The sequence below is a fragment of the Niastella populi genome (assembly GCF_002078015.1).
In the GTDB taxonomy this organism is placed as follows: Bacteria; Bacteroidota; Bacteroidia; order Chitinophagales; family Chitinophagaceae; genus Niastella; species Niastella populi.
Genome location: NZ_LWBP01000001.1, coordinates 538,828 through 553,984, shown reverse-complemented (window position 1 = coordinate 553,984; position 15,157 = coordinate 538,828). Strand labels below are relative to the sequence as shown.

General features: G+C 48.0%; 9 protein-coding genes. 5 read left to right on the top strand and 4 right to left on the bottom strand.

Going from position 1 to position 15,157, the window contains the following annotated elements; genetic code table 11:
• Nucleotides 1–129: 129 nt before the first annotated feature.
• The 4 genes from A4R26_RS02120 to A4R26_RS02100 form a co-directional block, all read right to left on the bottom strand.
• Nucleotides 130–3,096, bottom strand: coding sequence for a T9SS type A sorting domain-containing protein (locus tag A4R26_RS02120; protein ID WP_081159290.1), 2,967 nt, complete (start codon nt 3,094–3,096; stop codon nt 130–132).
• A 93-nt stretch (nt 3,097–3,189) separates the two neighbouring features.
• The gene (locus tag A4R26_RS02115; RefSeq protein ID WP_081159287.1) at nt 3,190–4,389 is read right to left on the bottom strand and encodes a porin; all 1,200 of its coding nucleotides are present in this window, start codon (nt 4,387–4,389) and stop codon (nt 3,190–3,192) included.
• 252 nt (nt 4,390–4,641) lie between these two features.
• Nucleotides 4,642–5,718: a 3-oxoacyl-ACP synthase III family protein gene (locus A4R26_RS02105; RefSeq protein ID WP_081159282.1), complete on the bottom strand. Its 1,077-nt coding sequence runs from the start codon at nt 5,716–5,718 to the stop codon at nt 4,642–4,644.
• 216 nt (nt 5,719–5,934) lie between these two features.
• Nucleotides 5,935–6,837, bottom strand: coding sequence for an NAD(P)-dependent alcohol dehydrogenase (locus tag A4R26_RS02100; RefSeq protein ID WP_081159280.1), 903 nt, complete (start codon nt 6,835–6,837; stop codon nt 5,935–5,937).
• 236 nt (nt 6,838–7,073) lie between these two features.
• On the opposite strand from A4R26_RS02100, the gene A4R26_RS02095 reads away from it, so the two are divergent.
• The 5 genes from A4R26_RS02095 to A4R26_RS02075 all read left to right on the top strand — a co-directional run bounded on the left by A4R26_RS02095 (nt 7,074) and on the right by A4R26_RS02075 (nt 15,108).
• Nucleotides 7,074–8,270 carry an aminotransferase class V-fold PLP-dependent enzyme gene (locus A4R26_RS02095; RefSeq protein WP_081159452.1) on the top strand — a complete coding sequence of 399 codons (1,197 nt, stop codon included), beginning with the start codon at nt 7,074–7,076 and terminating at the stop codon, nt 8,268–8,270.
• A gap of 213 nt (nt 8,271–8,483) precedes the next feature.
• Entirely contained in the window at nt 8,484–9,071 is a 588-nt protein-coding gene (locus A4R26_RS02090) for a biliverdin-producing heme oxygenase (protein WP_165760118.1), read from the top strand.
• On the top strand, nt 9,055–10,569 hold the full coding sequence (locus tag A4R26_RS02085) for a GAF domain-containing protein (RefSeq protein ID WP_081159274.1): 1,515 nt from the start codon (nt 9,055–9,057) through the stop codon (nt 10,567–10,569). Before A4R26_RS02090 ends, A4R26_RS02085 begins: the two co-directional genes overlap by 17 nt.
• Nucleotides 10,570–10,573: 4 nt before the next feature.
• Nucleotides 10,574–14,707, top strand: a complete 4,134-nt coding sequence (locus A4R26_RS02080) for a chemotaxis protein CheB (RefSeq protein ID WP_081159271.1) — start codon at nt 10,574–10,576, stop codon at nt 14,705–14,707.
• Nucleotides 14,704–15,108 carry a response regulator gene (locus tag A4R26_RS02075; RefSeq protein ID WP_081159268.1) on the top strand — a complete coding sequence of 135 codons (405 nt, stop codon included), beginning with the start codon at nt 14,704–14,706 and terminating at the stop codon, nt 15,106–15,108. Before A4R26_RS02080 ends, A4R26_RS02075 begins: the two co-directional genes overlap by 4 nt.
• The last annotated feature ends 49 nt before the right edge of the window (nt 15,109–15,157 follow it).

Here is a 15,157-nt window from a genome sequence, read left to right as displayed (position 1 = left end):
CTGATATGCAGCATGAATTGAGGCTGCAATTAATGAGAGCTTCACGAATTAATGAACCACAAACCACAAACCACAAACCATAAACTATAAACTATAACTACAAACTATAATCTGCAAACCATAAACAAATTATTCTTTAATGATCCTTAGGTTAGTATGTCCCTGATCCTTATCGATGATGATCACCTGGTAAATGCCCCGGGTGAACTTTTGCAGATCCAACACTTTTGTGTTGCCGTTTACCTGCTGGGTAAGTACCTGTTTCCCATTCATATCATACATGATTATCGTATGTGCATGCTGCAATCCGGTTATCGTTAATTTGCCCGAAACAGGATTGGGGAAAGCTTTGATACCCCTTGCCGGTAATTCATCGGGTGAAGTAACATACCTGTCTGTTTGCGTAGCCGTTTTTGTAAGTATAGCCGGTTGTTGAATGCCATAGATGCGCAACTCTGCTACCTGGAACAGCGAGCCGGCCTTACAGTTAAAGTTGACCTGGTAGTATTTATAGGCTGCCGCATTATTGAATACATATACTTTTTCCTGCGCCCTGCCGCTGAAGAATTCGTTTGAAACGGTATGCAACGTTACCCAGTTCACACTATCCAGAGAAGCCTGTAACGTCCAGTTTCTGGGATCCCTGTCAGGTGCATCATTACCCGATACGATGCTGTAGCCTTTCGGTACCCAGGTATTGGCCGCGCTGTAACGCACCCAGGTTGAACAATTGAAGGTCAGGTATTTGGTAGTATTGTTGTTATCGATCACTTTGGTATAATCCTCATTGGCCGGAGAACCGGTCATATGCTGCGCCAGAATTAAGCCGCCGTCATCGGTTATATCGGTAGTGCCCACCAGTATGGGTGACCACAAACTGGTTTCCCACACACCTCTTCCGTAGGTAGCTACGCGCAGTTTGCCTGAAGATTTCTGGATCTCCACTTCGTTCACGGCAACCAGTGGCAGCCCGCTTGCATGCTCAACCCAGTTGGTATCGACATTATCACGATAATATACGCCCACGTTCATACCTACATAAATACTTTCGGAAGGATTGTTGTCGACAACGATCGACCGGGCAACCAGGGCCGGCAATCCGTTAGAAATGTTGGTGAGCGTTGTACCCCTGTTGGTGGATACAAAAACCCGGTTGGAAGTGCTGTTAAGGGCCAGGTAGATCTTCGAAGGGTTTACCTGGCTTACATAAATGGCGTTGATCGATGCAGGCACCGTTACCGAATCCCAGGTAGCACCGCCATTGTTGGTGCGGAATAATTTAGCGCCTACAGACCCGTAAATATAATTGGTGTCACCGGGCGCTACCGCCAGGCAATTCATTTTGCTGTTTATTATGGTGCCTGAAATCCTGGTCCAGTTGGTACCGCCGTTCACCGACCTGTAAATGCCCGTCCACCCGCCATACACTGTATTCTGATTGGTGGGGTGCATTACCAGCGGCGTTATCCAGTTGCCGCTTGAAGGCTGCGTAAGATTGCTGCGCGACTGGCCGGCATTGGTTGTTTTATAGATGGCCCCGTTTTGAGAGGTACCGATAGCAATATTCGCATTGGTGGGACTGATGATGCAATCCATGCCATCGGCGCCCAGCCAGTCTTTCCAGCTGCTGTCCGTTCTTCTGAAAGAAGAACCGTTGTCCTGCGCACCGCCGGTGATCACATCGGGATCAGTTTTGGAACAGGCTATGCGGTAGAACTGCCTGATGCCCAGCCCGGCAGAAAGATCGATCCAGTCGCCGCCATTATTATTGCTTTTGTAGATACCGCCATCGCTGCCAGAGTAAATGGTGGCGCCGATCCATTCGAGCGCGTGTACATCGGCATGGTTATAACCTACCGAGTTCGGATAACTCCAGGCAGTTTGCGCAACGAAGGAAGTACCGCCATTGGTAGACTTCCAGCAAATTATACCTGCGATCATCACTTCATTGATATTGACAGGATTTACACAAATAGCCATATCATAGGTGGCCTGACCACCGGTACCGGTACCTGTTGTTTCATAACCGAAATAGTTGGTGCCGCTGGCAGCGTTGCCCGTAACCGTGGTAACAAATGTCTGGCCGGCATTGGCAGATCTGTACATTTTACCAAATGAGCTGCCATTGGCCTGCACAACGTATACAACAGCGGGATCGGCAGGCGATACGCCGATCAACGATCTTCCCACGTTGGTGATACCGTTAGCCACGGTAACGGCCGTCCAGGTAACGCCATTGTCGACAGACCGCCAAAAACAGCTGGTACCGCCGGAACCGGAAGTATACATAATATTGGGATCGGTTGGGTGAAATTCGAGATCCTCTTTTGATTCTGTATGCACCTGCGTCCAGGTAGAACCACCATTTGTTGAACGGAAGATACCGTTATTGGCGGTGGCAAATACGATAGAACTATTGGCAGGATGCACCACTACTTTCCTGGTAGTGGAAGGGCCCGAACCTGTTGCCGCCCAGGTAACGCCCGCATTGGTCGATTTGATAACGCCCCCGCCCTGTACTGCAGCATAAACAACACTTTGGTTCAAAGGGTCGATACAAAGGTTGAAAATGTTCATCCAGTCCGGGGAGGTAAAATCAACGAGCGGGGTCCATGAAGCTCCGCTGTTGGTGCTTTTCCAAATACCGCCGCCGGGTGAGCTTACATAAATTACGGCGTGGTTTGCAGGGTGAATGGCTACCGAGGTAATTCGGCCTACGCCGGGATTCCAGCCGCTTGTGTAGGTCCAGTTTTGCGGCCCCAGTTCAGTCCAGGTGCCAAAGGTGCCTCTTGCAGAAGGGTCGGATTGGCGGGCTTTCATCAATTGCTTCGCCGCTTTATAGCGCGCCGCTTCTGTTTCAGCATTGATAAAGAAACCGTTTTCATCAATGTGAAATTTTCTTTCATATAACCAGCGTTGATACTGTTTATAACCGGTTCCCCTGCCGGTGCCAACACTGTCGAAGTAACGGTTGGCGATGCGTTCAATTTCACTGAGCCGAAGATCAGTGCGCTCCATTAAAGTGAAAATATCTGTTTGGGAGCTGGCGGTAAGGCATAGCACCGCCAGTAAGAAGGACAAGGTCAGCTTTCTCATATAAGGTTTGTTTGCACTAAATGTACTAACAAACACTTATAAACGAACCTGCTAAAAATATTCAGCTAAAAATAGATATTCACAATTCTATCATCAGAAATTCAACTGCGCCTGCAGCCGCAACAGGTTGCCTTTCTGATCATTGTTCTCATTCATAAAATCGGCTGTGCGGCGGTGCGAGATGGTGTACATGGCTACCAGCTCAAAATATTTTGAGGGTTGCCATTCCAACCCAATTTCCAACTCGCGCACTAAATAGGCTCTTGCATCCTGTTCGAACTTTTTACCGCCATCGTAATAATGAAAACGGCTGAAAGGGATGAAAACCTGCCGGTTGATCTTCTTTCGGAAGGAAGCCATCACATAACCACCCTGTAAGCTTTTATGCACAATGGAGTCCAGTGCCGGATCATACTGCGGGCCGCGGCCTATATTGTATTCGGCCTGAAAACCGAATGGCTGCGGGTAAAGAATAAAACTGGCCGCTACGCGCTTATCTTCATACGTATGGTCATCCTCGATCTTTACCTTACCCGATAAATGCCTGTCGGTAAGCGTGAACATGCCGCTATAGGCCTGTATACCGGCTTCTATGATCTGTTTTTTGATTGCGAAAGGATAAGACAGCCTTGCTACCACATGCATTCCTTCATTCTTTTCGGGGCGGTTGGCGCCCTGGCCGTTGAGCACCCCGAATGCCGCCACGCCATAGTCGCCCGAGCCTTTTAACCCTTCGCTTAAGAGCCAGGCAAACCGGGCCCTGATCTTTGCAGGTGCATAATAAAAGTAAGCGCCCAGATCGCGTTCGTTTACAAAAGCGCTGTTGATGCCATCGCTTCTGTCGAGCGGCATGCGGTTCGAGCTGGACTGCATAGCCTCGAAGCCATACGGTACCTTGCTTTGTCCGAGCCGCACCCGGTATTCCCGTTTTTTATCGAATGACACGTCAATATAGGCGTCCCTTATCTGGCCGAAGTGCAGGTCATCTGAAGAAGGAGACGCCGCGAAATCGGGTTGGAAATAGAAATATACGTGATTATTGAGCTGCCCGCTCAGGATTATTCGTGCGCGGCGGATCGACATCCCGCCGTTTTTGCCGATTGACTTATCGCCCTGGTCATTTTTCAGGTTTGGATTGGTTTCCAGCAGCCTGTTGTACCTGACCTGCACATATCCCCTGATAGTGAACCTTTTATACCAGGGGTTATCCTTGTTCGCATCCGCAGCTGAGTCGCTCGTTTGGCCCCAAACCAGCGAGGGTATTGCCAATAATACCACAATGATTTTATTCATTGTTAATTTTTGATGAACAAATTGTTAACTGGGCGCAAAAGTAAGGGGCCATTGAATTGATAACATTCGCTTAACAATTTGATAATATTGGAACCCATGAGTGCGGGCCCGCCTTTACTCCGGCTATTTACCTGAACGTCATTGCAATTTACCGGGTGCCGGTAAAAGTGCCCACGCCCGCCGTTCATAGTCAGGGCAAAAAAAAACTCCCAACCGGGAGTCAATGTATTTGCGACAATATGATTGTTCTGTTTATACAAGCTGATAACAAACCGCATTTATATTCATTCCTGCGCCCACCGAAGCAAATAACACCACATCACCGGGTACAAGGGCGTGATCAGTTAACTCGTTTTTGCGCACGAGGTCATACAAGGTAGGAATGGTGGCAACCGAACTGTTACCCAGCCAGTGAATGGTCATTGGCATAATATGCTCGGGCGCCTTTTGAATACCATACAAGCTATAAAAGGCTTTTATTATGGCTTCATCCATTTTTTCGTTCGCCTGGTGAATGAAAACCTTTTTTAACCGGTCGATAGAAACACCGCTTTTTTCGAGGCAGTGCTTCATTTCCTGCGGAACGTGCTTCAAGGCATATTCATAAACTTTACGGCCTTTCATTTTTATATAGCGGGTATTATCTTCCGCTTCAGAATAATACGACGGGCCAAAATTTATAAAATCAACCTCGTCGGTACAATCGGATCGGGAGGCAGCCCCCAAGATCCCTGCAGGCTCATCCCCCACTTCTTTATATTCAACGATGCAGGCGCCGGCTCCATCTGAAAAGATCATGCTATCGCGGTCGTAGCGGTCTATCACCCGCGATAATGTTTCTGTACCGATAATAAGACATGTTTTTGCACTTCCTGCTTTCATTGCGGTTTCGGCCAGTATCAATCCCTGTACCCAACCGGGGCAACCAAACAGGATATCATATGCCGTACAATAGGGATTACGGATGCCCAGCTTGTGTTTGACCCTGGCCGCAAGTGAAGGCACGGCATCCGACTGCACGGTTTGGTTTACGACATTTCCATAATTATGGGCCACAATTATCTGATCGATCGATTCGGGATCGATACCACTATCTTTAATGGCCATACTGGCAGCAAATGCCGCCATATCTGATGCATTTATATTTTCGGGGGCATACCTGCGTTCTTCTATCCCTGTAATCTGCCTGAATTTTTCAATAATTTCCAGTGATGGGAGATTGATAGCTTTTTCGGGTTCACTATGAAAATTTTCCCTGGCAAAATCGCTGTTTTTCTTTATTACCGGAGGAATATAAGAACCTGTACCTGTAATGACTGATCGTAACATAACTAATAGAAAATTGTGGTATTAACAATTTATGGATATGCTGTCGCAAAGTAACAGCCACCAGGCTTACCATCTTTCCTTCACAAATGTTGAAAAAAAACAAAATCAAGATAGGTGCAGGGACGAAATAAGTAATGCGAAGATATGCCATTTAGCGATAATTTGAAAACGGCACATTACAGTCTAACTTCCTCATTTCGAATATTTAACAAAAAATCACCCGCCTGTCACGTTCACCACGACATTTCCTTTCTTATGAAACCCCTCTACATAGGCATGCGCCTCCCTGATGGTCTCCAGCGTGTACTTTCTGTCGATCACAGGTTTTAATTTGCCCGATTCCATAAGGTCTTTTAAAAACAGCAGATCGTTTGCATTTCTTTTTGGATTTCCTTTTACAGAAATATACCTGCCGCCAGGCTTCAGCAGTTTATTACAGGCCGGTTTGGAAGTTTTTCCAACAGCATCAAAAACAATATCGAACCGGGCGTCGAGTTGCGTAAAATCTGTTTTAGTATAATCAACAACATGGTCTGCGCCAAGTGATCTTACCATCTCTGTATTGGCGGTACCGCATACAGCTGTAATATGGGCGCCAAAGTATTTGCCAATTTGAATGGCATACGTGCCTACACTTCCCGAGGCGCCATAAATGAGGATATTATCCCCCGTTTTTACCCCCGCCTGTTTAAGAAATCTCAATGCCGTAAGACCGCCGATAGGAACCGCTGCGGCCTCTTCGAACGTTACATTGGAAGGTTTTAAAACAATGACTGAATTATTTTCCGGGAAGCATTTGTATTCGGCATAGCCGCCGAATTTAAATTCACAGTCAGCGAATACGCTGTCGCCGGGCTTAAATGATCTCACCTTCGCACCCACTTCTTCTATCACCCCGGCTACCTCAAAACCCAATATTTTTACTTTCGATGGCTTGAAAAGACCAGCAAATATCCTTACCAGAAAAGGATCGGCTTTTCGCATTCGCCAGTCGCCGGCGGTTACCGTTGTCGCATATATTTTTACCAGCACTTCATTGTCTTTGGGTACCGGCTTTTCGATATTTTTCAGCTCAAGTACATCGGGCGATCCATATCGTTCATATACAACTGCTTTCATTTTTTATCAGCTTTGAATGAAGATACATTTTATCGATCAATTTATGTTTCAGGAAGAGATATTCCTGTGCCCGTTAGAACTTATCAATAATTAAATTACCGCAACCCTTTATGTCACCGGCGGCACACAATCAGGAAGTGATCTGATCCACCCGGAATTCACCGATCTGCCTCTGTTCCCATGTTGTCAAATCCCGTTGTTTTGCATTGTATGTGCTTCATGCATACGGAATGTTTATGGAAATACAACCTTTCAATGAAGCGGAGATCAGTGCTTTCCGTGCCGAAACCGCCGGCACCGCTGAACGCATTCACTTTAACAATGCAGGCGCCTCCCTGCCGCCTGACGTTGTAGTGAGAACGATGGTCGATTTTCTGCGTGAGGAAGCGTTGTATGGCGGTTATGAAATGGAAGCCCGGCACCGCAACCGGCTCGATCATACGCATACGCTGATCGCTCAACTGATCAATTCGAACCCCGATGAAATCGCCCTCACCGAAAATGCCAGCGCTGCCTGGGATATTGCTTTTAACGGGCTCCCGTTTCAACCGGGCGACGAGGTGATCACTACCGAAATGGAATATATTTCCAATATGCTGGGATTGCTGAATGCGCAAAAGTTATATGGCATCGTCATTAAAATGATTTCCAATGATGCGGCAGGCAATTTTCAAACCGATGCATTGGAAGCGGCCATCACACCCCGTACCAAACTGATAGCTGCAACCCATATTCCCAGTACCGCGGGCAATGTATTACCTGTGGCAGCCATTGGCAAAGTGGCCCGTAAACACAATATTGTTTATTTATTGGATGCCTGCCAGTCGGCCGGACAAATTCCCCTGAATGTAGCTGCCATTGGCTGCGATATGCTGGCAGTAACCGGGCGCAAGTATCTGCGCGGGCCGCGCGGGTCAGGCTTTTTGTATGTTCGAAAAGCGATGCAGGATAAACTGAAACTGATGTGCTTCGATGGCCGTACGGTTACCAGTATAGATACCCAAAACTTTACGGTGCGGCCCGATGCACGGCGTTTTGAATGGTATGAAAAGAATCCTGCTGTTGTGCTGGGCTTACAGAAAGCGGTGGAGTATGCATTGAACATAGGTATAGACCGCATATGGCAACGGGTTCGGCATGTAGCCTCTTTATTCAGGAACCGACTCGGTGAACTCGATGGTATTACCGTACACGACCAGGGCGATGAATTGTGCGGCATCGTTACTTTTTCGGTAACCGGTATTCCGGCAACAGAAGTAAGGACAAAGCTGGCGGCGAAAAATATCAATGTACATATTGGCCTGGCCAAATCGACACTATATTACATGAACCGCAAAGGGCTCGATGGCATCGTTCGCGCATCTGTACATTATTACAATACCGAAGAAGAGATAGAACAGGTTTGCCGGGAACTGCGTTCGATCTTTTTATAACTTACAGGTATGGGCATGTTAAAATGGTTCATCATACTGCATGCTGCTCATATCCTGTTTCCGCTCCTATTCACAACCAGCCTCACCCCGCGCTTTTGTCGTAATGATCAATCCTCCTCCACGTAGCCACGGCATAATTATTTTCTATATATATCGCAACATAATACAAAATGCGGTGTTCGCCCTATCTTGTGCCGCAAAAAAATTGCAGCAGTGGAAGACCTCACATTTCCGGAATTTATAAAATTGCACACAAAGACAGAACACGCCGACCTCGAAAAAAAGCTGGCAGGCATCATTAAAAGAATTCGCAACCGGCAACAATACATACACCTTCTCAGGATGTTCCATGGGTACTACCATTCCCTCGAAACTGAAATGGAACAATATTTGAAAAATGAGCGTATCCCCGATATTGAACAACGGCGAAAAGCCAATGCGCTTTTACAGGATATCAGGGACCTTGGCGGTGACAGCCAATGGCAACCGGTACAGGTGAAAACACCGGTGATCGACAGCTATGCACGCGCACTGGGCGCAGCTTACGTGCTGGAAGGATCGACACTGGGTGGAGTGATCACCGCGAACATGATCAGGTCGCAGTTGCCGGATCTTCCTGCAGGAAAAGGATTTTCCTTTTTCAATTGTTATGGGGAACAAGCGCTCGAAATGTGGAAGAAATTCCGCACTTATCTGCTTGCACTTACCCGAAAAGAAGATCAGGAAGCAACAGCCGAAACAGCCAGGCAAACTTTTTTAAAATTCAAAGTATGGATCGACAAGTATGAGCCAGTTTTCTAAATACGACTCGGAATTTTGCGGAAATATACCCATTCACATCATCAATACGATACAGGAGTACGGGATCCTGCTTGTGCTCGACCGGCAAACACTCAACATTGAACAGCTTGGCGAAAACGCTGCCGCCATGTTTCAAACCCCATTCAGGAACCTGGTGGGGAAACACATACAGGATGTCATCGGCACATCTGCCCTCGGGGTATTGCACGAACACCTTGAAAAAGGAAACGGCAAATACACCACACAGTGGGAATTGAACGGGCAACACTATTATACCATGTTGCATGTATACGACCAGATGGTGATAGTGGAAATGGAGAACCAGCCGGCAGAAGGCACCGAAGCATCTTTCACCGCCCTGTACCAGTCGCTCCGAAATTCTATCAGCAAAATTGAAACGGCGCCCGATATTCAGGAAGTATGTAACATCGCCGCCGTAGAACTGAAAGCGATCAGCGGTTTTGATAAAATAATGATCTATGCATTCGACCGCGACTGGAACGGCAACGTGCTGGCGGAAGCAATGGAACCGGATATGGAATCGTATCTCGGCTTCACGTTCCCGGCATCGGATATTCCCAAACCCGCACGCGACATGTACCAGAAGAACCCTTACCGGTTCATCCCCAACAGGGAATTCAAACCGGTGAAGTTGTACCCCGTGATCAATCCCATTACCAATTCTTTCCTCGACATGTCGGAATGCAATCTCCGCGGGGTGGCGGCGGTGCATGTGGAATACCTCAGGAACATGAACGTTATGGCCTCCATGTCGGTAAGGCTTTTGAAAGACGGCAATTTGTGGGGCCTCATTGCCTGTCATCATAAAACGGCAAGACGCATCGACAGCCAGCTTTGCACGGTGCTGGAATTGTTGTCGACCGTTATTTCAGCACGAATCAACCTGCTGCACCACCAGAAGTTCCTCGACCTCAGCGCGCGCATCAACAGCCTTTACACACAGCTTATCGAGAACATTTACCAAAGTAAAGACCTCATTAAAAGCCTGCTGAAGGAGCAACCGGGTGTAATGGACCTGTTCGGCGCCCAGGGCGTGATAATTACTTATAAGAATAAAACCTGGTCGGCCGGCGATGTGCCCGATGCCTCCCAGTTGGAAGACCTGATGCTTTGGCTTCACCTGAAACAACTGCGTAAGGTTTGGTACACCGACTCGCTGTCGGGCATCTATGATATTGCGTCGGAATACCAGGAAATCGCCAGCGGTATCCTCGTGATCCCGATCCAGGCGGCGCAGGATGAATACGTCATCCTGTTCCGCAAAGAATTCATTCGCACTACCAGCTGGGGCGGCAACCCGGAAGAACGCATATTTTTCGACAATGATCCGCGCATCTACCACCCGCGCCACTCTTTTAAACTGTGGCAGGAACATGTGAAAGGATTTTCGAAACCCTGGCTGCAGGAAGAAACAATGGCTGCGGATAACCTGCGCAGCTTCATGTATGAATTGATAAATCCCGAACCACTGGCATAATGAAATGAAAGCAACCCGTAAACATTATGTGATAACCGTAGGGGCTTCTGCAGGCGGCCTGGAAGCTATCCAGGAATTCTTTGACCATATGCCGCAGACAGGCAATATGTCGTTTGTAGTGATCCAGCATCTTTCGCCCGATTACAAAAGCCTGCTGGTTGATCTCGTGGGCAGAAGAACCCACATGAAAGTGCTGGAAGCGGCCCATAATATGCCGGTGACGGAAAACTGTGTATATGTGATCCCCAACAACAAACAGATCCGTATGGTGAAGGGGAAACTGATGTTAAGCGATAAAGTCATTGAAAAAGGCCCCAACAACGCCATAGACGTATTCCTTCATTCGCTGGCTGTTGAGAAAAAAGAAAAAGCGATCGCCGTAATACTTTCCGGAACCGGTACAGACGGCACCCGGGGCATTGCCGCCATAAAAGAGAATGGCGGTTGTGTAATGGTGCAGGACCCTTCATCGGCCAAATTCGACGGCATGCCCAACAGCGCCCTGGCTTCCGGTTATGCCGATGTGGTAGACACACCTTCCGGCATCGCCGAAGCGATCGTAAAAGAAATTTTCCAAACCGAACAACATATCAGGGCCAAAGAGCCCGATGAAAAAACCCTGCTGCAGATCTTCGAACTGATCAACAAGAACGCGGGGCACGATTTCCATTATTATAAAACGCCTACCATTCTGCGGCGCATCAATAAGAGAATGATGCAGCACAGCATTGAAGAACCGGAAGATTTTTTGAAACTGCTGCAAAGCAGTCCCGAAGAATGCAGGGAAATGGCGCATGATTTCCTCATCAGCGTTACCAGGTTCTTCCGCGATACGGATGCTTATAAAGTGCTTTCTGAAAAAGTGCTGCCCGAACTGCTCGCCTCCAAAGAAAGCGGCGAGCAGCTGAAAGTTTGGGTTTCTGCCTGCAGCACCGGTGAAGAAGCCTACTCTATTGCCATTGCCATTGACCAGGTGCTTGAGCAAACCGGCAAAGAGATCGATATAAAGATATTTGCTTCCGACATCGATGCGGCCAATCTCGATATCGCTTCAAACGGCCTCTACCCTTTTACTATCGAAAACGATGTACCCAAAGACCTGCTTGAAAAATATTTCGTAAAGAAGTCGAAGGGCTGGCTCATTATACAACGGCTGCGCAAACAGATCGTTTTCGCGCGCCACGATATCACCAAGGACCCGCCCTTTATCAAGAACGACCTGGTTACCTGCCGCAACATGCTTATTTATATGAACAGCGTGCTGCAGGACAGGATCTACGCCATGCTGCAATTTTCACTGAACAAAGACGGGTTTCTTTTCCTTGGCCCCAGCGAAAACCCGCCGTTCAGCAAAAGCAGCTCCATGCAGCAGGTAAGCATGAAGTGGAAGATCTTCAAAAAACTGGCCGACGTAAAACAGCGGGTAAGCTTCAGCGATAATTTCACGCCCGTAAGAATGCCGCGCGACAGCCATTCCAGCCATGTAGATGTGGGCACCAAAGGGCAGAAAGACCTCTGGAAAGAGATGCGCACGGCCCTGCTCGAAGACCTCGGTTTCATTGCCTTTTATGTCGACCGCAACTTCGAGATCCATGAAACCATGGGCAATTACGAGAACCTGCTTTCCCTGCCTAAAAAAATGCTCAACCTGAACCTGGTGCGAATGCTGCCACAGGACCTTTCCATTGTCGTGAACCGGGAAGTACGCAAGGCATGGAAGAACAATAAACCTGTACACCTCAACTATGTGGTGTTTGGAAAAGGCGACAATACCCGCGCCGTGAACGTTTTGGTGAAGCCTTCGGTAACCGCAACCGGCCACGATTACACGCTGGTAATGTTTCACAGGGCCGTTATACAAACCGAACGCCTTCCCGAATCGCCTGATCAGGAAACCGACTATGATTATGTGCGCAACCTTGAAGCGGAACTGGCCGAAACCAAAAACAGCCTGCAGCTCGCGGTAGAAGACCTCGAAACCGCCAACGAAGAACTGCAAAGCTCGAACGAAGAACTGCTTTCTTCGAACGAGGAATTGCAAAGCTCCAATGAAGAACTGCAATCGCTGAACGAAGAACTGTATACGCTGAACACCGAGCACCAGCTTAAGATAAAGGAACTGGTAGAACTCAACGACGACCTGAACAACTATTTCCGCAGTACAAACATTGCACAGATCTTCCTCGATACGAACCTGAACATTCGAAAGTTCAATCCGGCGTCAACAGAGATCATCAACCTGATCGACTCTGACCTGGGCCGGCCGTTCTCCGATATTTCGAATAATTTCAAATACAACCAGTTGCTCGATGATATCAGGAATGTAGAACGCAACCGTACGGTAGTGGAAAAAGAGGTGACCCTGCAGCAGGGAAAGAATTTCCTGCTTCGTATTATGCCCTATATCACCCGCGAGAAAAAATACGCCGGCATCATCATCACCTTCGTTGACATCACTACCATTACCAACCTGAACAATATCATTCGCAGCGTATTCAATGCCACTACCAGCGCCATTTTTGCGTTGCATACCGTTACAGACGTTCGCGGAAAGACCATTGATTTTGTGATAGATGCGGCAAACGAAAAAGCGCAGCAATGGTTTGGCGCCGGCGACGGGCCGCTCACGGGCAAAAGCCTGCGCAGCGCCGCGCCTGTCATCAGCACCCCCGAACTTTTTGGGGATTATTTATCGGTTGCGCTGGATGACACCCAACTGCACCGCGACCTCATGCTGGACGACATGGATATGTGGTTTGAACTGACGGCAGCTAAAATGCCTGAAGGGCTTGTGGTAACGTTTACCGACATTACCGATAAAAAGAAAGCGGTTCACAAGATCCGCAGGAACTACAGCGAACTGAACGAAGTGAAGGAAAATCTTCGCAAACTCAATAAAGAGCTGGAAGATAAAGTAAAAGATCGCACCCGCGAGCTCTCGTTCAGTGAAGAACGCTTCAGGCTGGTAGCCCGCGCCACCAACGATGCGCTGTGGGATTGGGACCTTACCGTGGACAAGGTATGGTGGAGCGATGCCTTCCGCAAAACATTCGGTTATGAAGAAACCATAATGACGCGTAAAGAGTGGCTGCAACATGTGCATCCCAGTGACCGGCAGGCTGTAAAAAACAGCGTGCATACCGCCATTCACGATAACTGCAACCAGTGGAGCCAGGAATACCGCTTTCTGAAAGCAGATGGCGATTATGCCAATGTGCTCGACAGGGGTTACATTCTGCACAATGAATTCGGCGTACCTTACCGCATGCTGGGCTCCATGCTCGACCTTACCGCCCTGCGCAAAGCAGAACAGAAGATAAAACGCATGAACGAAGAGCTGGAAGAAAAAGTGAAACAGCGTACCGAACAGCTACAGACAATGAACCTCGAACTGGAATCGAGCAATCACGATCTGCAATTATTTGCTTCGGTGGCCAGCCACGACCTGCAGGAACCGCTGCGCAAGATCCATATGCTTACCAAAATGGTGAAAGACCGGCATGAAAACGATCTGCCTGCCGACACCGTGGTGTACCTTGGGAAGATCATGCAATCTGCCATGCGCATGAAAGCCCTGGTGAACAATATCCTGCATTTCTCGAAGCTTTCCAGCGATTTCTCGGGTTTCGAAAAAACAGATGTAGCGCAGATCATCAGGGATGTACGCGAAGATTTTGAAATGGTTATCAGGGAAAAGAATGCAGAGATAACGGTATCGGAGATGCCCGCACTGGAAGTGATTAAACCGCATATTCAGCAGGTGTTCCAGAACCTCATTGGCAATGCGCTCAAATTCACCCGCGCAACTGTAGCGCCGGTTATTTCCATCACCGCATGGCGGGTAAATGAGAAATCCTTTTCCGCGGCGCCCGATGAAAACGGGGCCTGGTGCCATATAGAAGTAAAGGATAATGGCATCGGCTTCGATGAACAGTTCAGGACACGTATCTTTGACCTGTTCCAGCGCCTGAATTCAAAAGATAAATTCGAGGGTACGGGCATTGGCCTGTCGATCGTGAAAAAGATAGTGGAGAAACATGACGGGCTTATTACGGCAAACAGCCGGAAAGGCGAAGGCGCGGTTTTCTCGATCCTGCTGCCGCTGGTACAATCATCCAACAAACCAGATAACGAATGATCAATCATAAAAGAATACTGCTGGCTGAAGATGATGAAGATGATAAAATGATCTTTACCGAGATCGTTAAGGCATTGATCGCAGACAGCAATATCCATTTCGATGCGGTAGACAACGGCGTGCAAATAATGCAGGCGCTGGAGGGCGCCCCTCACCTGCCCGACCTGGTGGTGCTTGACCAGAACATGCCCCAGCTCAATGGAAAGGAAACGCTGGAGCTCATCAAAAAAAGCGACCGGTTCAGTCATATTCCGGTCGTGATCTACTCAACCTATAACGACAGCCGTTTATCGAACGAGTGTTTCCGCATCGGCGCCACCCAGATCATCACCAAACCCGATTCATTTGAAGGTTTCAAAGAGATGATCAAAATGCTGATGCAGAAGTATTGTAGTGTTTGATAAAAACGAAATAAACTTAAAAGCCCTGAATTCTTTAAAAGAGCTCAGG

Excerpts from the sequence above, each read along its gene's own strand:
- A4R26_RS02120 (WP_081159290.1), bottom strand. The coding sequence starts at position 3,096 with ATGAGAAAGCTGACCTTGTCCTTCTTACTGGCGGTGCTATGCCTTACC.
- A4R26_RS02115 (WP_081159287.1), bottom strand. The coding sequence starts at position 4,389 with ATGAATAAAATCATTGTGGTATTATTGGCAATACCCTCGCTGGTTTGG.
- A4R26_RS02105 (WP_081159282.1), bottom strand. The coding sequence starts at position 5,718 with ATGTTACGATCAGTCATTACAGGTACAGGTTCTTATATTCCTCCGGTA.
- A4R26_RS02100 (WP_081159280.1), bottom strand. The coding sequence starts at position 6,837 with ATGAAAGCAGTTGTATATGAACGATATGGATCGCCCGATGTACTTGAG.
- A4R26_RS02095 (WP_081159452.1), top strand. The coding sequence starts at position 7,074 with ATGGAAATACAACCTTTCAATGAAGCGGAGATCAGTGCTTTCCGTGCC.
- A4R26_RS02085 (WP_081159274.1), top strand. The coding sequence starts at position 9,055 with ATGAGCCAGTTTTCTAAATACGACTCGGAATTTTGCGGAAATATACCC.
- A4R26_RS02080 (WP_081159271.1), top strand. The coding sequence starts at position 10,574 with ATGAAAGCAACCCGTAAACATTATGTGATAACCGTAGGGGCTTCTGCA.
- A4R26_RS02075 (WP_081159268.1), top strand. The coding sequence starts at position 14,704 with ATGATCAATCATAAAAGAATACTGCTGGCTGAAGATGATGAAGATGAT.